23 protein-coding genes and 1 tRNA gene are annotated in these 21,645 nt (G+C 71.7%); 20 read left to right on the forward strand and 4 right to left on the reverse strand.

The genetic code is table 11. The features are described from left to right. Positions 1-101: 101 nt before the first annotated feature. The 6 genes from IE145_RS03715 to IE145_RS03740 all read left to right on the forward strand — a co-directional run bounded on the left by IE145_RS03715 (position 102) and on the right by IE145_RS03740 (position 5,734). Positions 102-512: a YciI family protein gene (locus IE145_RS03715; protein ID WP_189518785.1), complete on the forward strand. Its 411-nt coding sequence runs from the start codon at positions 102-104 to the stop codon at positions 510-512. 18 nt (positions 513-530) lie between these two features. Then, positions 531-1,835 carry an RNA polymerase sigma factor gene (locus tag IE145_RS03720; protein ID WP_189518787.1) on the forward strand — a complete coding sequence of 435 codons (1,305 nt, stop codon included), beginning with the start codon at positions 531-533 and terminating at the stop codon, positions 1,833-1,835. Between the two features lie 86 nt (positions 1,836-1,921). Next, the gene (locus IE145_RS03725) at positions 1,922-2,617 is read left to right on the forward strand and encodes an HhH-GPD-type base excision DNA repair protein (RefSeq protein ID WP_229825293.1); all 696 of its coding nucleotides are present in this window, start codon (positions 1,922-1,924) and stop codon (positions 2,615-2,617) included. A gap of 263 nt (positions 2,618-2,880) precedes the next feature. Next, entirely contained in the window at positions 2,881-4,413 is a 1,533-nt protein-coding gene (locus tag IE145_RS03730) for a M28 family metallopeptidase (RefSeq protein ID WP_189518789.1), read from the forward strand. A gap of 219 nt (positions 4,414-4,632) precedes the next feature. After that, the gene (locus IE145_RS03735; RefSeq protein ID WP_003967677.1) at positions 4,633-4,929 is read left to right on the forward strand and encodes a type II toxin-antitoxin system VapB family antitoxin; all 297 of its coding nucleotides are present in this window, start codon (positions 4,633-4,635) and stop codon (positions 4,927-4,929) included. Between the two features lie 202 nt (positions 4,930-5,131). Then, positions 5,132-5,734 (forward strand): LytR C-terminal domain-containing protein, encoded by a 603-nt coding sequence (locus IE145_RS03740; RefSeq protein ID WP_189519254.1) that lies wholly within the window; start codon positions 5,132-5,134, stop codon positions 5,732-5,734. 129 nt (positions 5,735-5,863) lie between these two features. Here the strand turns inward: IE145_RS03740 and upp are convergent, their stop codons facing one another. Further along, positions 5,864-6,499 carry a uracil phosphoribosyltransferase gene (gene upp / locus IE145_RS03745; RefSeq protein WP_006126141.1) on the reverse strand — a complete coding sequence of 212 codons (636 nt, stop codon included), beginning with the start codon at positions 6,497-6,499 and terminating at the stop codon, positions 5,864-5,866. A gap of 102 nt (positions 6,500-6,601) precedes the next feature. Between upp and IE145_RS03750 the strand changes: the two genes are divergently transcribed. From IE145_RS03750 to IE145_RS33840, 9 genes are all read left to right on the forward strand, one after another. Continuing rightward, positions 6,602-6,844 (forward strand): hypothetical protein, encoded by a 243-nt coding sequence (locus tag IE145_RS03750; protein ID WP_189518791.1) that lies wholly within the window; start codon positions 6,602-6,604, stop codon positions 6,842-6,844. Between the two features lie 297 nt (positions 6,845-7,141). Further along, positions 7,142-7,690 carry a tRNA adenosine deaminase-associated protein gene (locus IE145_RS03755; RefSeq protein WP_189519256.1) on the forward strand — a complete coding sequence of 183 codons (549 nt, stop codon included), beginning with the start codon at positions 7,142-7,144 and terminating at the stop codon, positions 7,688-7,690. Between the two features lie 203 nt (positions 7,691-7,893). Further along, positions 7,894-8,322 (forward strand): tRNA adenosine(34) deaminase TadA, encoded by a 429-nt coding sequence (gene tadA, locus IE145_RS03760; protein ID WP_189519259.1) that lies wholly within the window; start codon positions 7,894-7,896, stop codon positions 8,320-8,322. A gap of 67 nt (positions 8,323-8,389) precedes the next feature. Next, positions 8,390-8,477, forward strand: a tRNA-Ser gene (locus tag IE145_RS03765). 482 nt (positions 8,478-8,959) lie between these two features. Further along, positions 8,960-9,124: a hypothetical protein gene (locus IE145_RS03770; protein WP_006126123.1), complete on the forward strand. Its 165-nt coding sequence runs from the start codon at positions 8,960-8,962 to the stop codon at positions 9,122-9,124. 10 nt (positions 9,125-9,134) lie between these two features. Continuing rightward, complete coding sequence (locus tag IE145_RS03775) at positions 9,135-9,428, forward strand: Dabb family protein (protein WP_006126122.1); 294 nt, start codon at positions 9,135-9,137, stop codon at positions 9,426-9,428. A 207-nt stretch (positions 9,429-9,635) separates the two neighbouring features. After that, entirely contained in the window at positions 9,636-10,508 is an 873-nt protein-coding gene (locus IE145_RS03780) for an RNA polymerase sigma factor SigF (protein WP_189518792.1), read from the forward strand. A 234-nt stretch (positions 10,509-10,742) separates the two neighbouring features. Then, positions 10,743-11,609 (forward strand): RNA polymerase sigma factor SigF, encoded by an 867-nt coding sequence (locus IE145_RS03785; RefSeq protein ID WP_189518794.1) that lies wholly within the window; start codon positions 10,743-10,745, stop codon positions 11,607-11,609. Between the two features lie 453 nt (positions 11,610-12,062). Next, the gene (locus IE145_RS33840; protein ID WP_308427794.1) at positions 12,063-12,563 is read left to right on the forward strand and encodes a hypothetical protein; all 501 of its coding nucleotides are present in this window, start codon (positions 12,063-12,065) and stop codon (positions 12,561-12,563) included. An 84-nt stretch (positions 12,564-12,647) separates the two neighbouring features. Here the strand turns inward: IE145_RS33840 and IE145_RS03795 are convergent, their stop codons facing one another. Then, on the reverse strand, positions 12,648-12,863 hold the full coding sequence (locus IE145_RS03795; protein WP_189518798.1) for a hypothetical protein: 216 nt from the start codon (positions 12,861-12,863) through the stop codon (positions 12,648-12,650). Between the two features lie 271 nt (positions 12,864-13,134). Here IE145_RS03795 and IE145_RS03800 point away from each other — a divergent pair, with 271 nt between their 5' ends. From IE145_RS03800 to IE145_RS03820, 5 genes are all read left to right on the forward strand, one after another. Continuing rightward, entirely contained in the window at positions 13,135-13,647 is a 513-nt protein-coding gene (locus tag IE145_RS03800; RefSeq protein ID WP_069737694.1) for a MarR family winged helix-turn-helix transcriptional regulator, read from the forward strand. Positions 13,648-13,774: 127 nt separating this feature from the next. Continuing rightward, entirely contained in the window at positions 13,775-16,237 is a 2,463-nt protein-coding gene (locus IE145_RS03805) for an MFS transporter (protein WP_506005038.1), read from the forward strand. 326 nt (positions 16,238-16,563) lie between these two features. After that, complete coding sequence (locus IE145_RS03810; RefSeq protein ID WP_189518802.1) at positions 16,564-17,382, forward strand: YceI family protein; 819 nt, start codon at positions 16,564-16,566, stop codon at positions 17,380-17,382. Between the two features lie 103 nt (positions 17,383-17,485). After that, positions 17,486-17,956: a PPOX class F420-dependent oxidoreductase gene (locus IE145_RS03815; RefSeq protein WP_006126114.1), complete on the forward strand. Its 471-nt coding sequence runs from the start codon at positions 17,486-17,488 to the stop codon at positions 17,954-17,956. Positions 17,957-17,963: 7 nt separating this feature from the next. Next, positions 17,964-18,998 carry an NAD(P)-dependent oxidoreductase gene (locus IE145_RS03820; protein WP_229825295.1) on the forward strand — a complete coding sequence of 345 codons (1,035 nt, stop codon included), beginning with the start codon at positions 17,964-17,966 and terminating at the stop codon, positions 18,996-18,998. 34 nt (positions 18,999-19,032) lie between these two features. On the opposite strand, the gene IE145_RS03825 is transcribed toward IE145_RS03820, so the two are convergent. Both IE145_RS03825 and IE145_RS03830 read right to left on the reverse strand, forming a co-directional pair. Continuing rightward, on the reverse strand, positions 19,033-19,776 hold the full coding sequence (locus IE145_RS03825) for a TetR/AcrR family transcriptional regulator (RefSeq protein WP_189518804.1): 744 nt from the start codon (positions 19,774-19,776) through the stop codon (positions 19,033-19,035). A gap of 260 nt (positions 19,777-20,036) precedes the next feature. Then, entirely contained in the window at positions 20,037-21,614 is a 1,578-nt protein-coding gene (locus IE145_RS03830) for a DHA2 family efflux MFS transporter permease subunit (RefSeq protein ID WP_189518806.1), read from the reverse strand. Between the last annotated feature and the right edge of the window lie 31 nt (positions 21,615-21,645).

Consider the following 21,645-nt stretch of genomic DNA (forward strand, 5'->3'; position numbering starts at 1 on the left):
GGTGTCGAGAAGCCGCCATCGGCCCCGACGTCCCCTGTGCAGGAGGAAGAACGACCACCGAGCGACCACGAACGACCACGAGCGACCAGGAGGCGACGGTCATGAAGTATCTGGTGATGGTCCAGGGCAGCCAGGCGGACTACGACGCGCAGAGCGGCAAGGGAAGCGCCGGCAGCCCGGCCTGGGACGAGAAGGCCATGCAGGAGATGTTCGCCTACATGGGCAGCATCAACGACGACCTCGCCGAGTCGGGCGAGCTGGTGACCGCGTACGGGCTCACGGAGCCCGCGCAGGGCCGGGCCGTCAGCGTCGACGCCGAAGGCCGGCCGGTGATCTCGGACGGGCCGTACAGCGAGACCAAGGAGCTGCTCGCCGGGTTCTGGATCCTCGAATGCGAGAGCCTGGAAAGGGTGACCGAGATCGCCGCCCGCGTGGCACGCTGTCCGCAGCCGGCCGGGGCGCCCGACTATCCGGTCCTCATCCGGCCGGTGGGCGGCGGGATCGACGACTGACCGAACCGAAAGGTCCAGGTGGGCCGAGCGACGGACGACATCGAGGACCTGCTGCGCCGCCACGCGCCGCAGGTCCTCGGCGCGCTGGTGCGCCGGTACGGGCACTTCGACCCGGCCGAGGACTCCGTCCAGGAGGCCCTGATCGCGGCCTCCGGGCAGTGGCCCCGGGACGGGATTCCCGACAACCCGCGCGGCTGGCTCATCCGGGTCGCCTCGCGCCGCCTCACCGACCGGCTGCGCAGCGACGAGGCCCGGCGGCGGCGCGAGGAGCGGGCGGCGGCCCTCACCCCGGCCGACGCGTTCGTCGCGCCGCCGCCCGGGGAAGACCCCTCCGGAGCGGGACCCTCCGCCCTGGGCCGGGCCCCCTCCGAGGACGACACACTCACCCTGCTCTTCCTCTGCTGCCACCCCGCGCTCTCCCCCGCCGCCCAGATCGCGCTGACCCTCCGCGCGGTCGGCGGCCTCACCACGGCGGAGATCGCCCGCGCCCACCTGGTACCCGAGGCGACGATGGCGCAGCGGATCAGCCGGGCCAAGCGGGCGGTGCGCGGTACGCAGTTCCGGCAGCCGGACGCGCAGGACCGCGACCAACGCCTCGCCGCCGTGCTCCAGGTCCTCTACCTGATCTTCAACGAGGGCTACACCGCCACCGCGGGCCCCGACCTCCACCGCACGGACCTGGCCCGCGAGGCGATCCGGCTGACCCGCGCCGTCCGCCGGCTGCTCCCCCACGAGGGGCGGGTGACCGGGCTGCTCGCGCTGATGGTCCTCACCGAGGCACGCGCCCCGGCGCGCACCGGCCCGGACGGCGAGCTGATCCCCCTCGACCAGCAGGACCGGGCCCGCTGGGACCGTACGGCCATCGCCGAAGGCACCGCCCTGACCGAGGAGGCGCTCGCCCAGGGGCCGGCCGGGGACTACCAGCTCCAGGCGGCGATCGCCGCCCTGCACGACGAGGCGGCGCGCGCCGAGGACACCGACTGGCCGCAGATCCTCGCCCTGTACGACCTCCTCGTGCGACGCACCCCCGACCCCGCCGCCGCACTGGGCCGGGCGGTCGCCGTGGCCATGGTGCACGGCCCCCGGGCGGGGCTGGCCGAGGTCGACGCGCTCGCGGAGGCGGCGGGGACAGCAGGTGCGGCAGGTACGGCCGGGCAGCGGAGTCACCGGCTCGACGCCGTACGCGGCCATCTCCTGGAACGCGCCGGGGAGCCCGACGCCGCCCGTACCGCCTACCGCGCGGCCGCCGACGCCACCCTCAGCGAACCCGAGGCCCGCTACCTGCGCCGACGCGCGGACCGGCTGGACCGCCCCGACACGTAGGGAGTTACTCCCTTCGGCCGACAGGGAAGAGGCCATCGGCGCAGCCCCGGTCGCCACCGCCCGCCGTGCTCGCGATGATCGGCAGCATGACCACGAGCGGCGACGGCAGCGACCACACCGGCGGCAGGGGCAAGGGCGGGACCCGGGGGACGGGTACGGACACCGGCAAGGCCGTCACCCTGCGCATCGCCCAGAACCCGGAGGCGGACGAGCTCCTGGGCCGCAGCCCGCTGGCCGCCCTGGTCGGCATGCTGCTGGACCAACAGGTCCCGATGGAGTGGGCGTTCACGGGTCCGTACACCCTCGCGGAGCGCATGGGCTCCGACGACCTGGACGCGGGACGGATCGCCGCCTACGACCCGGACGCCTTCACCGAGTTGTTCACCACCAAACCGGCCCTGCACCGCTATCCCGGCTCGATGGCGAAGCGGGTGCAACAGCTGTGCCAGTACCTGGTCGCGGAGTACGGCGGCGACGCGAGCGCGGTGTGGCGGAACGCCGCGACCGGCGACGACCTGCTGGAACGCCTCAAGGCCCTGCCCGGTTTCGGCGCCCAGAAGGCCCAGATCTTCCTGGCGCTCCTCGGCAAGCAGTTGGGCGTACGTCCAGCGGGCTGGCGGGAGGCCGCGGGCCCGTACGGGGAGGCCGGATCGCACCGGTCGGTCGCCGACATCACGGGCCCGGAGTCGCTGGTCGAGGTGCGTGCGTACAAACAGCAGGCCAAGGCGGCGGCCAAAGCGGCGAAGGCGGCGAAGAAACCCGGGACGTCACGGAAGAAGTAGGACATCGAGGAGAACGGGCACGGGAGCAGGCATCCGGGGCGCAAAAGTGACATGACCATGCACCGGAACCGGCCGACACCCCCACCCCACCGATCGGAATCAGCCACACCGGTTCACAGGCGTCACCTCACTCGCTAGCTTTCGCAGCACATTCGTTCAGCCGTTCACCCGTTCAGTCACCGAGCCGTTCGACGTACCGGCGGCTCGGGGCACCAGCCGTTCAGACCGGAAGGACTCCTGTGCACGCAACACGTCGCAGAGCCATGGCTGTCGTGGCCGCCACCGCCCTGGCCACACCGCTCCTCCTGGCCGCGTCCCCCCACCCCGGACGCCCCGCGCCGCACGATCCCGGGAAGGACGCGGCCAAGCTGTCGCGCGAGTTGGTGAGGAACGCGTCCGCACGCGACGCCTACAAGCACCTCCAGCAGTTCCAGGCGATAGCCGACTCCGCCGACGGCCACCGCGCCGCCGGCTCGCTCGGTCACGACGCCTCGGCCGCGTACGTCTACCGGCAGCTCCAGCGCGCCGGGTACAAGGTCTCGTACGAGAACTTCCGTTTCACCTACACGGAGACGCTGGCCGAAAAGCTCGCCGTGGTGTCGCCGACGCCCCGCGACGTGACGATCAAGGCCATGACGTACACCCCGTCGACGAAGGAAGGCGGCCTGACGGCACGGCTCGTCGCCGTACCCGTCGACGACACGACCGGCTGCGAGGCCGCCGACTACGCCGCCGCGGACTTCACCGGCGCGATCGCGCTGATCAAGCGCGGCGGCTGCTCCTTCGCCGAGAAGTCCGCGGCCGCGGCCACCGCGGGCGCGGCCGGAGCGGCCGTCTACAACAACGTCGAGGGCGCGCTGTCCGGCACGCTCGGCGAGGTCGCCCCCGGGAGGATTCCGACCGGCGGGCTCACCCAGGAGGAGGGCGAGAAGCTCGTCGCCGACCTCGCGGCCGGCGAGGTCACGGTCTCCTTCGAGATCCGCGAGCTCCAGGAGGACCGCCCCACCCGCAACGTCATCGCCGAGACGCCGGGCGGCAGCGCGGCGCGGACCGTGATGCTCGGCGCCCACCTGGACTCGGTGACCGAGGGCCCCGGCATCAACGACAACGGCTCCGGCTCCGCCGGTCTGCTGGACGTCGCCCTGAAGCTGGCGAAGTCGAAGAGCAAGCCGGCCAACAAGGTGCGGTTCGCCTGGTGGTCGGCCGAGGAGAACGGCCTGATCGGCTCGGAGAAGTACGTCGCCGCGCTCTCCGAGAAGCAGCGCGAGCAGATCAAGCTCTACCTGAACTTCGACATGATCGCCTCGCCGAACGGCGTCCAGTTCGTCTTCGACGGCGACGACTCCGACCAGGTCGGCGAGGGCCCCGGCCCGGAGGGCTCGGCCCAACTGGAGCGGGACATCAACGAGTTCCTCGACGGCAAGGGCAAGCCGCACGAGGGCACGGACTTCACCGGCCGCTCGGACTACGGTCCGTTCATCGAGGTCGGCATCCCCTCCGGCGGTACGGACACGGGTGCGGAGGGCATCAAGACGGCGGCCCAGGCCGAGGTGTTCGGCGGCGAGGCGGGGATCGCGTACGACCCCTGCTACCACTCGGCCTGCGACGACCTGGACAACATCGACATGGGTCACTTCGACACCAACATCGACGTGATCGCCAACGCCGTCGGAACGTACGCGCACGACCTGCGCTCGCTGACCCGCCCGGTCGACCCCGACACCGGCACCGGGACGCCCGGCAGCGGCGGCAGCGGCGGCGGCCTGCGCGAGGGCCACGGCCGCGTCACGGAGTGACGGCCGACTGACCACCGCACCGGCTCACGGGCTCCGGCACCGACACCGGAGCCCGTGAGCAGGGCGGGCGGAAGCAGGCAGGCGGAAGCACCCCGGGCATACCCTGCTCCCTCGCTGCCCCGGTATCCCGCCCTATCCAGCCCTATACGCACTTTGCACCGGCCCAGCGGTGAGCTTCCGTGGCTGCGCCCGGTGGCTCTTGACCGGTAGGCTTTCCGTGTGATCTTCAAGCGCATCGGAAATGGGAAGCCGTACCCCGACCACGGCCGGGAATCCACCCGCCAGTGGGCGGATGTCGCGCCGCGTCCGGTTCGCCTGGACCAGCTCGTGACCACCAAGGGCCAGCTGGACCTGGAGACCCTCCTCGCCGAGGACTCCACGTTCTACGGGGACCTGTTCGCGCACGTCGTGAAGTGGCAGGGCGACCTCTATCTGGAGGACGGTCTGCACCGGGCCGTCCGCGCCGCGCTCCAGCAGCGCCAGGTCCTGCACGCGCGCGTCCTCGACCTGGGCTGACACGCTCCGGGACCGGCGGCCCTCCGCCGCGGGCACCACACACCCCCACGGGGATCCACGCACTCCGAGGCGCCTCCCGAAACCCTGATTCGGGCTTTCGGGTGCTTTCACGCTCATCCGGGTGCCCTACGTTGATCATTTAGTACGCATCATCACCGGGTCGCACTACGCTGCCTCCATGAGCATGCTCACTCCCCCCGGCATGGGCGGAAAGTACCGCATCACGGGCGACACCTACCCCCGTATGCGCCGCCCCCGGCACCGCCGCAGGCTGGTCCTCGCGGGCATCGGAGCCGTCGTCGTCCTCGGCCTCGTCGGCTGGGGCACTCTGCAGCTCATCGAGGTGTTCACCGGCGGCGACAAGAGCGCCAGCGCGGCCGACCACAAGCGCGACTGCCCCACCGCGAAACCGTCCGCGGCCCCGGTCAAGGCGCTGCCGAAACCTGCCTCGATCAAGGTGAACGTCTACAACGCGACGACGCGCACCGGGCTGGCCAAGGCCGCCGCCGAGGAGCTGAAGAAGCGCGGTTTCACCATCGGCGAGGTGGGCAACGCGTCGAAGGAGTACGACAAGAAGGTGCCGGGCGCGGGCGTGCTGCTCGGCGCCCCGGCCGCGAAGAGCGGCAGCTTCACGGTGCTCGGCACCCAGCTGGCGGGCACGGTGCAGAAGACGGACGCCCGGAAGACGGGCGAGGTCGACCTGATCCTCGGGGCGAAGTTCAAGGCCTTCAGCACGCCGAAGGAGGCCAAGGCCGCGATGACGGCCCTGACGAAGCCGGCCCCGGCCCCCTCCCCCTCCTGCTGAAGCCCGCCGCCGGGGGAGCGCCCCGGCGCACACGGAAGCGCCCCGTCCCAACGCGTACGTACGGCCTCGCGGTCTCGTACGTACGCGCCGGAACGGGGCGCGAAGTCGTAGAAGGAAGGGGCCCGAGCCCTACTCGGCCGTCCCGTACATCCGGTCGCCCGCGTCACCGAGGCCCGGCACGATGTAGCCGTTCTCGTTGAGCCGCTCGTCGACGGAGGCGGTGACGACGGTGACCGGGGTCCCGGCCAGCTCGCGCTCCATCACCTCGACGCCCTCGGGCGCCGCGAGGAGGACGACGGCGGTGACATCGTCGGCACCGCGCTTGATCAGCTCCTGGATCGCCGCGACGAGGGTGCCGCCGGTGGCCAGCATCGGGTCGAGGACGTAGACCTGACGGCCGGAGAGGTCCTCGGGCATCCGGGTCGCGTACGTCTCCGCCTGAAGCGTCTCCTCGTTGCGGATCATGCCGAGGAAGCCCACTTCGGCGGTCGGCAGCAGCCGGACCATGCCGTCGAGCATGCCCAGACCGGCCCTCAGGATCGGCACGACCAGCGGCCGGGGGTGCGAGAGCTTCACGCCGGTCGTGGGGGTCACCGGGGTCTCGATGTCGACCTGCTCGGTACGCACATCCCTGGTGGCCTCGTAGGCGAGGAGGGTGACCAGCTCGTCGGCGAGCCGCCGGAAGGTCGGGGAGTCGGTGCGCTTGTCGCGCAGCGTGGTGAGTTTGTGCGCCACCAGCGGGTGGTCGACGACGTGGATCCGCATGCGTCAACAGTAACCGCGCCGCCCGGCACTCTGCGCTGGCATCAACCACCTGTTCGGGGGGAAGGTGGGGGCATACGGACCCAGCACTGGGGTGGTGTGTCGATGGCTGACGGGGATCTGCGGGACGACCCGGCCTCGCGCGGACCGCGCGAGGGGCGCGACGCCGAGGGCGCGACGGGCGATGCCGAGGACGCGCAGGAGAGTGACGCGGCCCGCCGCCGCCGACGCGCCCAGTTCCTCCGTGAGCTCCATGAGGCCAAGCAGCTGCGGGACCGGGTCCAGCCACGCCGGGCGCGGGCCGCCCGAATGCGCCAACAAATGCGGATGCGCACGTTCCGCTGGTGACAGACGGAACGGCGACGGGCGGATCATCAACCAAATCCCCTGGCGAAAGCCCTGGTGAGAGCCGGGCCATCTCCGAGCGAGCCCCGCGAGTACCACCGGCGCACTCCCCCACCGATCGGCACGTCAGGGTGAGGGCCGACCAGGCACTCCTGGAACTGATGGCCGACGCAACGGTCGAAGAGGTCTCGCACAGCGCTTGTTTCTGCCACGATGCCGATTGGGCGGGGCCCAGGACGGACGGATCACCGTTCGCCCTCCCGTCGGACCGATTCGCCTATGACCAGTGGGAGAGTCACGGTGTACTTCGCCGCACTGCTCGCGCGCACCGAAGACGGGTGGGAAGCGAGCGATACAGAGCTCGACGACGTGGAGACCCTGTCCGATCTGACGGACCTGGCCCGGGAGGCCTCGGTGGACGAGGACACGGTCCTGGTCTACATCGAGCAGGAGGACGCCTGGTTCGGCGTCGTCCGGGTGGACGGTGAGGAGGACCCCCGAATCTACGTATCGGACGCGTCCGCCGCCGCCCGCTCCTCCTACGGGGAGATCCTGCTCACCGACGAAATGCTCGGCCGCGAACCAGGGGCCGAGGACGAGATCGCCGCCCTGGAGGAGCTCGTCGACCTCGACGGCACGGAGGACGGCGAACCGCAGCGGACCGCCCCGGCGGCCGACGCGGACGACGACGCCGACCCGGACGCCGTTCCGGCGGGCCCGATCGGCGAGCTCGGGGTCCTGGCCGACCTCGGGATGTCCGAGAAGGAGCTGCTGACCCTGCAGACCGACGCACTTTCCGAGATCGCGGAGGCCGTGGGAGCGGCGGAGGTCCTGGAGTCGGTCCGCTGAGGGGGACCGCGGGCCGCTGAGGGGCACACGGGCCGCTGAGGTCCCGCACCCCCACCCGCCGCCCACCTCTCCCACCACCCGCCCCACCCCACCCCGTCCGCTAGGGTCCGCGAGTGACCGCACGACCGCCGGACCCCTCACCCGACCCCACCTCCGAGCCCGCCCCGGATCCCGATCCCGTACGCGATCCCTGGCAGGCCCCGATGCGCCGCGCGCTGGCCGAGGCCGCGCGGGCGGCGTCGGCCGGCGACGTGCCGGTCGGCGCCGTCGTGCTCGGCCCCGACGGCGGCGAGCTGGCGACCGGCCACAACGAACGCGAGGCCACCGGCGACCCGACCGCGCACGCCGAGATCCTGGCCCTGCGCCGGGCGGCCGAGGCGGTGGGCGAGTGGCGCCTGAACGACTGCACCCTGGTGGTCACCCTTGAGCCCTGCACGATGTGCGCGGGCGCCCTGGTCCAGTCCCGCGTCGCCCGCGTCGTCTACGGCGCCCGCGACGAGAAGGCCGGCGCGGCGGGCTCCCTCTGGGACGTGATCCGCGACCGCCGCCTGAACCACCGCCCGGAGGTCATCGCGGGCGTCCTGGAGCGGGAGTGCGCGGAGCAGCTGACGACGTTCTTCCGCTCCCTCTGACCAGGCGAGACGTGGCTCCGCAGAACCGATTTCTGTCCACGGCCCGGGATGGTCTAAGCTCTCTCTCGGTAGCGTGTCCGAGCGGCCGAAGGAGCTCGCCTCGAAAGCGAGTGTGGCGTAACCCGTCACCGTGGGTTCAAATCCCACCGCTACCGCTGGTAGACGAAGGGCCCGGCTCGATGAGCCGGGCCCTTCGCTTTGCCCTGTACTTCGGCCGACCGTATGGGCACCCTCATCTGCCGGTGCCATTCGAACTCGACAGCGACACGAGCGGGCTCGCCTGACCGGCGCGTGCCCGCGAGGAAGGTCAGGTCGGGGGAAGCGGCATCGGGGGGACAAGCCGCTTCCCCCGGTGAGAACAGGGCCTGCTGGTCGTCCGTCGCGGTCAGGGGGAAATCGCGCGGCGGCCGACCCCACAGAGAGGCCCTGTTCCGGCCTTCCGGGTCCTGCCTGGTCCCGTCGGGCTCGTTCTCCATCGTGCCGGGCGGCGAGGCTCCCGAGGCCCGGCGAAAGACCTCGATGGGCGGGTCGTAGGCCCTTAAAAGGCGCATCAGTGATCAAAAACGACCACTGGATACGGCCATTCGTGCGGATAGAATCGCCCGATCGTACGTGGGGTCGACGGGGAGGCAGGATTGTGGCCAAGGCAAAGACGATCATCATCTACATGCTGGTGGTCTTCGTGCTGTACACGATCATCATGTCTCCCGAGCGGGCCGCCGAACTGGTCCAGGTAGGGTTCGAAGGCATTTCCACCGCCGCGCAGAGCGTCGGTGACTTCATGTCAGAACTGGTGAAGTAGGAGCCGCCCGATGATCCGCCACCTGGTCCTCTTCAAGCTGAACGACGGCGTCGAGCGGGACGACCCGCGGGTCGTCGCCGGGGACCGGGCCTTCCGGGAACTGGCCGGGCAGGTCCCGGAGCTGGAGTTCTGGGAGTGCGCCTGGAACATCACCGACCGGCCGATCGCGTACGACTACGCCATCAACTCCGCCGTCGCCGACGAGGACGCCCTCAAGCGGTACATCGAGCACCCGGCCCACCAGGCCGCCGCCGGACAGTGGCGCGAGTTCGCCACTTGGGTGATCGCGGACTACCCCTTCTGATCACACCAACGGAGACCGGCCCGTCCGGTTCCGCCGACCCCTCGCCGTGCAGGCGGGGGGTTTCTTTGTCCCGTTTAAACCCGTATGCCGTCAACACGGCACTATGAGGTGCTTGCACACAGTGGACATGTCTTGTGATGCTATGACCGCTTTTGACGGATGAGTTGACCGTAGTTGACTAGTTGACCGCAAAGGGGTGGCGTCACCGTGCCGGCCAGTACAGCACCTCATGTGCCTCCCCAGGCCGTCCCGCCCGTCCAGGCCGAGGACGACATCCAGACCGAGACCCCGGACCCCTCGGCGCGGCCCGCCAGGGCTCGCGGCGCCGACACCAGGGCGCTCACACAGGTCCTCTTCGGTCAGCTCAAGAACCTGGAGCCGGGCACTCCGGAACACCGCCGGGTCCGGGCCGCCCTCATCGAGGCGAACCTCCCTCTCGTCCGGTACGCCGCCGCGCGCTTCCGCAGCCGCAACGAGCCGATGGAGGACGTCGTCCAGGTCGGCACGATCGGGCTGATCAACGCCATCGACCGGTTCGACCCGGAGCGCGGCGTCCAGTTCCCCACGTTCGCGATGCCCACCGTCGTCGGCGAGATCAAACGTTACTTTCGCGACAACGTGCGCACCGTCCACGTCCCCCGCCGACTGCACGAACTCTGGGTCCAGGTCACCGGCGCCACCGAGGACCTGACGACCGCTCACGGGCGGTCCCCGACCACCGCCGAGATCGCCGAGCGGCTGAAGATCTCCGAGGACGAGGTGCTGGCCTGCATCGAAGCCGGGCGCTCGTACCACGCGACCTCACTGGAGGCCGCCCAGGAGGGCGACGGGCTGCCCGGGCTGCTGGACCGGCTCGGTTACGAGGACCCCGCGCTCGCGGGCGTCGAACACCGCGACCTCGTCCGGCACCTCCTCGTCCAGCTTCCCGAGCGCGAACAGCGCATCCTTCTGCTGCGCTACTACAGCAACTTGACCCAGTCTCAGATCAGCGCCGAGCTGGGCGTCTCGCAGATGCATGTGTCAAGGCTCCTCGCCCGAAGTTTCGCCCGACTGAGATCCGCAAACAGGATCGAGGCGTAACCGGAACGGGTAGACCGTCCACAGAGCAGTTCTGACGGCATAAAAGGGCTACACCCCCTGTTTCCAGGGCGGATTCGTCGCTGACTTGTCGACATGTCACTACAGCGTGTTGCCGACATGTGACATTCTGCTCGAAGCGCGTTTGCCGCAGCCCCGCCTCCGGTATTCAGGTGGAGGCTGCGTTCCTCCGATGGTCGCGGCCACCGCGACCGTCCGCGACCTCAAGGGGGTGGCATGTCCGAAGAACAGGGCAGCTCGAAGGTGCTCACGCTCACGAAGAGCGTGCCGGCACCCGCCGTGCTCACCAGCTCGCCGGAAGCCATCGACACCCGCACACTGTCCCGCTCCCTGTTCCTGCGGCTCGCCGCGCTCGGCCCCGCCTCGGGACCCGACGGAACGGACAGTCCGGAGCGGACCTATGTGCGGGACACACTGATCGAACTGAACCTCCCGCTGGTGCGGTACGCCGCGGCGCGGTTCCGCAGCCGCAACGAGCCGATGGAGGACATCGTCCAGGTCGGCACGATCGGCCTGATCAAGGCGATCGACCGGTTCGACTGCGAACGCGGCGTCGAGTTCCCGACGTTCGCCATGCCCACCGTCGTCGGCGAGATCAAGCGCTTCTTCCGCGACACCTCCTGGTCCGTGCGGGTCCCCCGCCGCCTCCAGGAGCTGCGGCTCGCCCTGACCAAGACCAGCGACGAGCTCGCCCAGAAGCTCGACCGCTCGCCGACCGTCCCGGAGCTGGCCCGTGCGCTCGGGGTCTCCGAGGAGGACGTGGTCGACGGCCTCGCCGTCGGCAACGCCTACACCGCCTCCTCGCTGGACTCCCCCTCCCCCGAGGACGACGGTGGCGAGGGCTCCCTCGCGGACCGCCTCGGGTACGAGGACACGGCGCTGGAGGGCGTCGAGTACCGCGAGTCCCTCAAGCCGCTGCTGGCCAAACTCGCCCCGCGCGAGCGCCAGATCATCATGCTCCGCTTCTTCGCGAACATGACCCAGTCGCAGATCGGCGAGGAGGTCGGCATCTCCCAGATGCACGTCTCCCGGCTGCTGACCCGCACGCTCGCCCAGCTCAGGGAAGGGCTCATCGCCGACTGAGGAGCCGGCGGAACAGGAGGACCGGCAGCCCGAGAACGGGAAAACCGGTTCACCGGGGTTCTGATGTGACGACGCGTCAGACACACTGACGCGATGCGACGTCAGTCATGCGGCTCCATCGGCCGCCGAGGCACCGCCATCGCCGCCTCGGCGGCCGCGCTCTGCCTGGGCACCGGCCTGCTGTCCGGCTGCGGCAGCGGACCGGGTGACGGTTACACGGCCGTGGGCGCGGCCACCGGAGGCTCTGAGTCTCCCCCGGACGGCCGCCCGTCGGGCGACGTGACGCTCACGCCCCTCGACGGGAACGAGAGCGGGAACGAGAGAGGGAGCGGCGGCGCTGGGGGCAGGGGGCGCGGTGGCGGTGGTACGTCGCCGGGCCCCGGTACGCCTCCGAGCGCCGGTTCCCCGGGGGCCGGCGGGCCCGGCGGACCCCAGGACGGGTCAGGCGGGGCTTTGAGCGGGCGTCAGGCGGCCGGTTCGTCCGACGGGCCGGGGAAGGCCGCCTCGCAGCCCGCAGCGCCCTCCGCGCCCGCGAAGCCGGGCGGCGGCGGCGATCCGTCGTCTCCGGGCCCCGGCAGCCCCGGCAAGCAGCCGTCTCCGAGCCCCGGCGCACCCAGCACTCCGAAGCCTCCCCCGCCGCCCGCGAGCCCGGCCGCGCTCACGCTGAGCGCCCCGCAGCGCGCGGCGGCGGACAAGCGGTGGTGCGAGAAGGTGACCGTGGAGTTCCGCAACACCGGAGGCTCCCCGGCGCGCTCGGGGACCGTCACCTTCGCCACGCACATCATCGGCGCCCTCGGCGTCGACTGGGCGACCATCACCTCGTCCCAGCCCCTGCCCGCCCCGATCGGCGCGGGCTCCACGCGCTCGAAGACCTACACCGTCTGTGTGGAGTCCTGGCGGGTCCCGCTGGGGATGCGCGTGGAGACCCAGGACGTCTCCGCCGTGTGGGAATGACGTCGGAAGTGACGCCGGGACTCCCCGACGGTGTGCGGCGTCTCGGCGTGCTGTCGTGCGGCCGTGCCGTCGTACGGCGGCTCGTCAGCCCATTGCGAGCCAGGCCACCGCGCCGAGGACGACGACAACCGCGATCACGGCCGCGATCACCCCGGCCCTCGGCCCGGACGAGGTCGCCGCGGGCTGCTGCCGGCGCTGCGGCTCGCCCTCGTCGACGAAGGCGCGGAACATCTGCGTGCTGCCCGCCGGGTCGTGGTTGCCCTCGGGGCCCGGCTGAGGGGCGTGGGGGTTGTGTGCCATGGGGCAGGACCCTAGCGAACTCGGCCCTCCGGCCCAACCCCCGGGGGCACCCGGGCACCCCGCCCTACCTGCGGCGGCGCCCCTGAAGATCGTCCGAAAATCGCCACGGACGGCGGGGCGAGAGAGCGGCGGCGCGCGCGCTTGACCTCGACCCTACGGAGGCTTTTGCGTTCCTTTACTTCTGCAAGGCCGTTTTCGTTTGCCTGTAGCAACCAACAGCTTCTATCGTTGCCCTAAGCAACAACATCTCGTCAGCGTGCTGGGGGTTCCCGTGGCCGCACGGAGTAGTTACGAGGAACTGGCCCGACAGCTCAGCGCCGTCGGGGCCGTCAAGAGGGGGCTCGCCCGCGCGCTGCCCCCCGAGTGCCCCGCGGGATCCGCCGCCGTACTGACCCTCCTGGACCGGCACGGCGAGATGCGGATCAGCCGGCTCGCCGAGCTGCTGTCCGTGGACATGTCGGTGACCAGTCGCCACGTGGCCCATGTGGCCGATCGCGGCTGGATCGAACGGTCCGCGGACCCGGCGGACAAGCGGTCCCGCATCCTGCGGCTGACCCCCGGCGGGCACGCACAGCTCGACGAACTGACCCGGCGGACCACCGAGGTGTTCGCCCACAACCTCCAGGACTGGTCCGACGACGACGTCGGCCGGCTCATCGCGCTGCTGTCCCGGCTGCGCGACAGCTTCGCCTGTCGCGGCTCCGGTGGCTGCGTCCCCGGACGTCACACCGGCGAGTGCAGGACCGGCCTCGGCGACGAGGCTCACGCCCGTACACCTGTGTAACAGAAGCAAATACGCACGGATAAGGAACTCAATGGCTACGACCACACCCACCGGTGTGCGGGGCGGCCACGCCAAGCACGGAGGCCACGGCGGCGGCAACGCCTCCGGCGCCTCCGACGGCACGCCGATGACACACCGGCAGATCATGGAGGCACTGACCGGGCTGCTGCTCGGCATGTTCGTCGCGATCCTGTCGTCGACGGTCGTCTCCAACGCCCTGCCCGAGATCATCTCCGACCTCGGCGGCGGCCAGAGCGCCTACACCTGGGTCGTGACGGCCTCGCTGCTGGCCATGACAGCCACCACCCCGCTCTGGGGCAAGCTCGCCGACCTCTTCAGCAAGAAGCTGCTGGTCCAGATAGCCCTGGTCATCTACGTCCTGGGCTCGGTCGTCGCCGGTCTCTCCACCAGCAGCGGCATGCTCATCGCCTGCCGCGTCGTCCAGGGCATCGGCGTCGGCGGTCTCTCCGCCCTGGCGCAGATCGTCATGGCCGCGATGATCGCCCCGCGCGAGCGCGGCCGCTACAGCGGCTACCTGGGCGCGGTCTTCGCCGTCGCCACCGTCGGCGGCCCGCTGCTCGGCGGAGTCATCACCGACACCAGCTGGATGGGCTGGCGCTGGTGCTTCTACGTCGGCGTGCCCTTCGCGGTCATCGCGCTGATCGTGCTCCAGAAGACCCTGAAACTCCCCGTCGTCAAGCGCGAGGGCGTCAAGGTCGACTGGGCCGGCGCGTTCTTCATCAGCGCCGCCGTCTCCCTGCTGCTGGTCTGGGTCACCTTCGCGGGCGACAAGTACGACTGGCTGTCGTGGCAGACGTACGTCATGGTCGCGGGCTCGGTCCTGCTCGGCCTGATCTTCGTGTTCATCGAGTCGCGGGCCAAGGAACCCATCATTCCGCTGCGCCTCTTCCGTAACCGCACCATCACACTGGCCTCGATCGCCTCGCTGTTCGTCGGCATCGCGATGTTCGCGGGCACCGTCTTCTTCAGCCAGTACTTCCAGCTGGCGCGCGGCAAGTCGCCGACGATGTCCGGCGTCATGACCATCCCGATGATCGCGGGGCTCTTCCTCTCCTCGACGATCTCCGGCCAGGTCATCACCAAGACCGGGCGTTGGAAGGCGTGGCTGGTCACCGGCGGTTTCCTGGTCACGGCCGGGCTCGGGCTGCTGGGCACGATCCGCTATGACACCCCGTACTGGCACGTCGCGGTCTTCATGTTCGTCATGGGCCTCGGCATCGGCATGATGATGCAGAACCTGGTCCTCGCCACGCAGAACCAGGTCGCTCCCGAGGACCTCGGTTCCGCCAGCTCCGTCGTCACCTTCTTCCGCTCCCTCGGCGGCGCGATCGGTGTCTCGGCGCTCGGCGCGGTCCTCGGCAACCGGGTCACCCACTACGTCAAGGACGGCCTCGCCGCGCTCGGCCCCGAGGGCGCCGCGCTCGGCCACGGCGGTACCGGCGGCGGGGGCATCCCCGACCTGGACAAGCTGCCCGAGCCGCTCCGGCTGGTCATGGAGGCCGCGTACGGGCACGGCGTCGGCGACGTCTTCCTGTACGCCGCGCCGGCCGCGCTCGTCGCCTTCATCGTGACGATCTTCATCAAGGAGGTCGCCCTGAAGACCAGCGCGGCGAACGACGGCCCCACCGAGACGTCGGACCAGGGCTCGGACCAGGGTTCGGACCAGGCTCCGGCCGCCGTCGAGACGGCCGAGGTCCCCGTACCCGCCGCCGTCGGCGCGGCCGGTCCGGTCTCCGAGGGCGCGGCCGGGGTCACCTCGGTCGACATGGCGAAGACCCCTCAGGACGCCACCGACACCATCCAGGGCACCCCCGTCCACGGTGTGGTGCGCGGTGCGGAGGGCGCCCCGGTCGCCCGCGCGGCCGTCACCCTGATCTCGCTGGGCGGCCGGCAGCTCGGCCGCTCCGTGGCCCGGACCGACGGCGGCTACACCCTGGACGCCCCCGGTTCCGGCAGTTACGTCCTGATCGCCTCCGCCGACGGTTTCCAGCCGCAGGCGTCCACGGTGGTCGTCGGCGAGGAGCCGCTGGCCTTCGACATCCTGCTGTCCGGCACGAGCGGACTGGCCGGAACCGTCAGGGCCGCCGAGTCCGGCACACCCGTCGACGGGGCGATGGTCATCGTGACCGACGTCCGGGGCGACATACTGGCCACCGGCGCGTCCGGCCCGACCGGTGAGTTCGCCTTCGGCGAGCTGGTCCCGGGTTCCGTGACCGTCGCGGTCAACGCGGCCGGCTTCCGTCCGCTGGCGCTGCCGGTGGACATCGGCGCCCAGGGCGTCACCCGCGTCGAGGCCGCGCTGCGGTCCGGTGCGCTGGTCCGGGGCACCGTGCGGGCCGGGTCCGCCCGGCGTCCGCTGGCCGACGCCCGGGTCACCCTGATCGACGCGGCGGGCAACGTGGTCGCCACCGCGACGACCGGCGAGGACGGGGCGTACGCCTTCACCGACCTGGACGCGGGCGAGTACGCGGTCATCGCGACCGGCTACCCGCCGGTGGCCGGCTCCCTCACCGTCAGCGGTACGGGAGTCGACGGGCACGACATCGAGCTCGCCCACCCGGGCGAGTGACGATCCCTCACGTGCTCGCCTGCTCACGGCCCCCGCGCGCAGGAAAGGCGCGTGCGCACGTGAAAAGCGCGTGCGCACGTGAAAAGCGCGTGCGCACGTGAAAAGCGCGTGCGCACGTGAAAAGCGCGTGCGCACGTGAAGGGATCGCGAAGACCCCTGGTCGGGCGGCACTTCCAGCGGAGAGGCTGTCGCGACCGGGTGGATAAGGGCCCCGGTGGCGGGTACGGCAGGCAGGGGACGGCCGACCGTGACCGCCCCGGGGCCCGACTCATGTGACCCCCACGTTCCGTCGGGTCATCGGGCTAGGGCTTCTGGGAGAGATACGGATGGGACTTCGCGCACAGGTACGGACGCGGGACGGCTGGGCGGTCCAGCACGCCGTCGTGACGGTCACCGACATGACCGGCGCCCAGGTGCTGCGGGCCGCGGCCGACGAGGACGGGGCCGTCCGCACGGACGGCGCCCTGACGGCCGGCGCGTACACGGTGATCGTCACGGCGGTCGGGTACGCCCCCGCCGCCTCCACCGCCCTCGTCACCGCGAGCGGCCGGATCGAGGCCGGGCAGATCGTGCTGGCCCGGCAGGGCGGGGTGGAGCTGCCGCCGCCGGGCGCCTGGTCCCTGGACCCCGCGCACTCCTCGGTGGGCGCGGTCGCCCGGCACCTGGGGATCTCCAGCGTGCACGGCCGGTTCACCGACTTCGGCGGCCGGATCGAGATCGCCGAGGAGGTGGGGCGCTCCCGGGTCGACGCGGTGATCAGGGCGGCCAGCATCGACACCGGCAACGGCATGCGGGACAAGCACCTGCGCTCGCCGGACTTCCTGGACGTGGACCGGTACCCGGAGATCGCCTACAGCTCCACCGCGCTGGACCCGGCGGGCCCCGACCGCTGGACCGTGCACGGCGAACTGACCATGCACGGCGTCTCGCGCCCCGTCGACCTGGACCTGACCTACCTCGGCACCGGGCCCGACCCGTGGGGCGGGGTGCGCGCGGCCTTCCACGCCACCGCCGAACTGCGCCGCGACGACTTCGCGATGAACTACAACCAGGTCGTCCAGGCGGGCATCTCCGCGATCGGCACGACCCTGCGCGTGGAGCTGGACATCCAGGCGGTGCAGGGCGAGGCGCTGCCCATGGCGTGACCCGGGCCGCCCCGCGCCGGTCGTGGACCGGGACGCGCCGCGCTCCGGCCGGGGGCGAGGCGCGTCCCGGACGGCCGCACGGCCCGGTCGTAGGGTGGTGGGCATGGCACCGAACATCGCGACCAACACCGCCGTGGACCTGGATGAGTTGCTGGCGTTCGTACGCCCCCGGCACCGGGCGGTCCTGCTCACCACCCGGGCCGACGGCCGCCCCCAGGGCTCCCCGCTGACCTGCGGCGTGGACGACGCGGGGCGGATCGTCATGTCGACGTACCCCGAGCGCGCCAAGACCCGCAACGCGCGGCGCGACGAGCGGGTCAGCGTGATCGTGCTGTCGGACGAGTGGGACGGGCCGTGGGTGCAGGTCGACGGTGCGGCGGAGGTCATCGACGCCCCGGACTCGGTCGAGCCGCTCGTGGAGTACTTCCGGAACATCTCGGGGGAGCATCCGGACTGGGACGAGTACCGGGCGGCGATGCTGAAGCAGGGCAAGTCGATCATCCGGGTCACCCCCGAGCGCTGGGGCCCCGTCGCCACCGGCGGCTTCCCGGCTCATCTGGCCCCGGGGAGCTGATCGCGCGATGAGCGAGAGCTCCGTACAGCCTCACTCGCTTCTCGCGTGCGGGCTGCCCGTCCCGCCCCCGCCGCTGCCCGCCGCCGATGCCCTGGCCCTGGCCCGGCTGCTGGTCGCGCCCTCGCTGGACGCCGGCCTCGTACGGGAGCTGGAGCGGATCACCGGGCGGCGCGCGGAGCCCCTGAGCAACGTTCCGCCCCCGCCCGACGCTCCCCTCCTCTGCGTGGGCGACGCGCTGCCCGACGCCCTGCGGACGGACCGGCTGCTCTGGTTCCACAGCGTCAACGCGGGGACGGACCCGCTGCTCGCCGGGGGCCCCTGGCCCGCCCCGGCGCTCCTGACCCGGACCGTGGGCCGGATGGGCGAGCGGATCGCCCAGTACGTCCTGGGCTGGATGCTCGCCGAGGCCCAGTCCGTACCGGAGTTCGCCGAACGGCACGCCCGCGCGCACTGGGAGCGCCTCCCCTCGGAGCTCGTCGCCGGGCGGACCGCCCTGGTCTACGGCACCGGCCGCATCGGCGCGGCGGTGGGGCGGCTGCTCGGGGCCTGCGGGGTGCGGACCGTGGGCGTCGCCCGCACCGCGCGGTACGGGCCGGCGCCGGGCACCGACCGCGTGGTGCCGCCGGGCTTCGACCGGGTGATCGGGGCCGCCGAGGACGCCGGGGTGCTGGGTGAGGCCCGCTGGGTGATCTCCACCCTGCCGTTGACGGCCGCCACGGAGGGCTTCTTCGGGGCCGAGCGGTTCGCGGCGCTGCGCGGGGCGACGTTCGTCAACGTGGGGCGCGGCGCGACCGTGGACATGGGGGCGCTGGAGGCGGCGCTGCGGGACGGCCGGCTGCGGCGCGCGGTACTGGACGTGCTGCCCGCGGAACCGGCCGCGCCCCAGGACCCCGTGTGGAAGCTTCCCCGTACGGTCATCACCTCGCACTCCGCGGGGATCACCACCGACGAGGACATCGCCGTGGACTTCGCCGCCTGCTGGGACGACGTGACGGCGGGCCGCCGCCCCGGGCTGACGGTGGACACGGGACGCGGCTACTGAGGAGCCGGGGAGCCACTGCCCCGTCGACACGCGGCTACTGGGCCGGGGAACCCGACCGGTCGCGGACCGCCTCGATGCCCGCGATCACCAGGTCCAGCGCGAAGACGAAGTCCCGCTCGCGCATCTCCTCGACCGTCTCGCCGCCCCGGGCCGACATGATCTCGTCGGAGTAGTCGGAGATCTCCCGCAGGTGCGGCTCCGCGCGGATCGTGCCCATCGCCCGCTGGTGGTACTCGTCCTGGGTGAGCCCGGTCGCATCGCACCGCGCCTTGAAGTTGCCCTCGACGGTGCCGAATCCGTACACGAACTGGAAGACCGCCGAGAGCGCGCCCGTCTGCCGCTCCAGGGGCAGACCGGTGTCCCGGATCACGTCCTGGACGGCGTACGAGAACAGCATGGAGTTCGGGCCGATGTTGAGGAACGTCCCGGCCAGCGGCGAGATCCAGATGTGGCGGACGAGGAGTTCGCGGTAGCTGCGGGCCAGCTCCCGCAGCCGGTCCCGCCAGTCGGCGCCCTCGCCGGGCCGGTCGATCTCGGCGTACACCGAGTCGAGCGCCAGCTCCAGGAGGTCGTCCTTGGTGTCGACGTACCAGTAGAGGGACATCGCGGTGACGTCCAGCTCGGCGGCGAGGCGGCGCATCGAGAACTTGGCGAGCCCGTCGGCGTCCAGCAGCCGCACCGACGCCTCGGTGATCCGGTTGCGGTCCAGACCCGCCGGGGACTCGGTCCGGCGCGAGCGCGAGGGGGCCGTGCGGCCCAGCCACACGCTGGTCCGCACGGCGGCGCCCTTCGAGCCGCCGGGCGGGGCGGAAGCGGGAGAGGGTTTCGGCCCCGGCGCGGATTCGGGCGCGGGCACAGCCCCTGACGTCGGCTCAGACGGGGAATCGGGTTCGCAACCGGGCCCGGACACCATGGCGCACACTCCTCGTCGTGCTCGGATCGGCCACCGAGCGGTCCTGCCGAACGCCGGGCCGTGCGGGCCCGCCGGGAGACGGCGTACCGGACGCTGACGGTCCGGTACGCGCGTCGTATCCGATGCTATGCCGCCGGTCCCGTGGATTCTGCCCGGTCCCCCGCCTGCGAAGCATCGGACTCCGGCTTCTCCACCGACGCGTCCGCCGCCTCCACCCGCTCGGCCCGGCGCAGCAGCAGCGCGGCGAGCAGGCCACCCGCCAGCACCGCCACCGCACCGACGAGCTGGCTGGTCTCCAGGCCCGCCGCGAACGCGTCCTCGATCCGGGCCCGCGCGGCGGGCCCGTCGGCGGCGGCCAGGGCCGCGGGCAGCGAGGCGGCGCCGACGGCGGCCGGTACGAGCGCGGCGAACCGGGCGTTGAGGACCGCGCCGAGCACCGCGACCCCGAGCCCGTTGCCGAACTCCGCGAGCGTGCCGTTGACCGCCGCGCCCACGCCGGCCTTCTCCGGCGGGATGGCGCTCATGATGGCGTTGGCCATCGCGGGCATGGCGAGGGCGACGCCCGCACCCATCACGATCAGGCCGAACAGCATGCCGCCGTACCCGCCGTCGCCCCCGCCGAGCACCGCGATGGCGACGAGGCCGGCCGCCAGGCAGCTCATCCCCGCCCCGATGACGAGGGGAGTGCCGTACTTCCGGACCATCCGCGCGCCCAGGCCCGTGAGGTTGAGGGCGACCACGGTGAGCGCCATCGGGGCCGTCCGGAGCCCCGCCTCCAGCGGCCCGTACCCGAGGACGAACTGCAGGTGCTGGGTGAGCAGGAAGAGCGAGCCGGTCATCCCGAAGGCGACCAGGATCACGCCCGCCACCGCGCCGGTGAACTTCTGGTTCCGGAAGAAGTGCATATCGAGCATCGGGTTCGGGATGTGCAGCTCCCACAGCACGAACCCGGCCAGCACGGCGACGCCGAGGAACGCGGTCAGCAGCACCCGGCCGGAGTCCCAGCCGTGCTCGGGCCCGGAGATGATCGCGAAGACGGCGGCGGTCATACCGATCGTGGAGAGCAGGGCTCCCAGCAGGTCGGGGCGCTGCCCCTGGCCGGACTTCGACTCCGGTACGAGCCGGACGACGGCGACCAGGGCGATCAGGGCGACCGGGATGTTGATGAGGAAGATCGCGCCCCACCAGAAGTGGTCGAGGACGAACCCGCCGAACAGCGGGCCCGCCGCGAAACCGAGGGAGGAGACGGTCGACCAGATGCCGATCGCCTTGACGCGTTCGACGTCGTCGAAGATCTGGACCACGACGGCGAGCGTCGTGGTGAGCAGCAGCGCACCGCCGACGCCCATCCCGGCGCGGGCCGCGATGAGCTGGCCGGAGGACTGGGCGAGCCCGGCCACGAGCGAACCGAGGCCGAACAGGGCGAGGCCCACCATCAGCATCCTCTTCCGCCCGTAGCGGTCCGCCGCACTGCCCGCGGTGAGCAGCAGACCCGCCTGGACGAGCGAGTAGGCGTTGATCATCCACTGCACGTCGGCGGTGGACGCGTGCAGCTCCGAGGTGAGGGAGGGGATCGCGACGTTCAGGACGGTGTTGTCGAGCAGCACCGTGAGCTGGGCCAGGCAGATGACGCCGAGGATCAGCCAGCGTTGCGGATGTCCCTGGTGGGAGGTGTCGGGTCGCTCTGCGGCGGGCGCCGTCATACGGGCTCCTGGGTCTCCATGGGGCGGTGGC

Source organism: Streptomyces sindenensis (assembly GCF_014649035.1).
GTDB classification, from domain to species: domain Bacteria; phylum Actinomycetota; class Actinomycetes; order Streptomycetales; family Streptomycetaceae; genus Streptomyces; species Streptomyces sindenensis.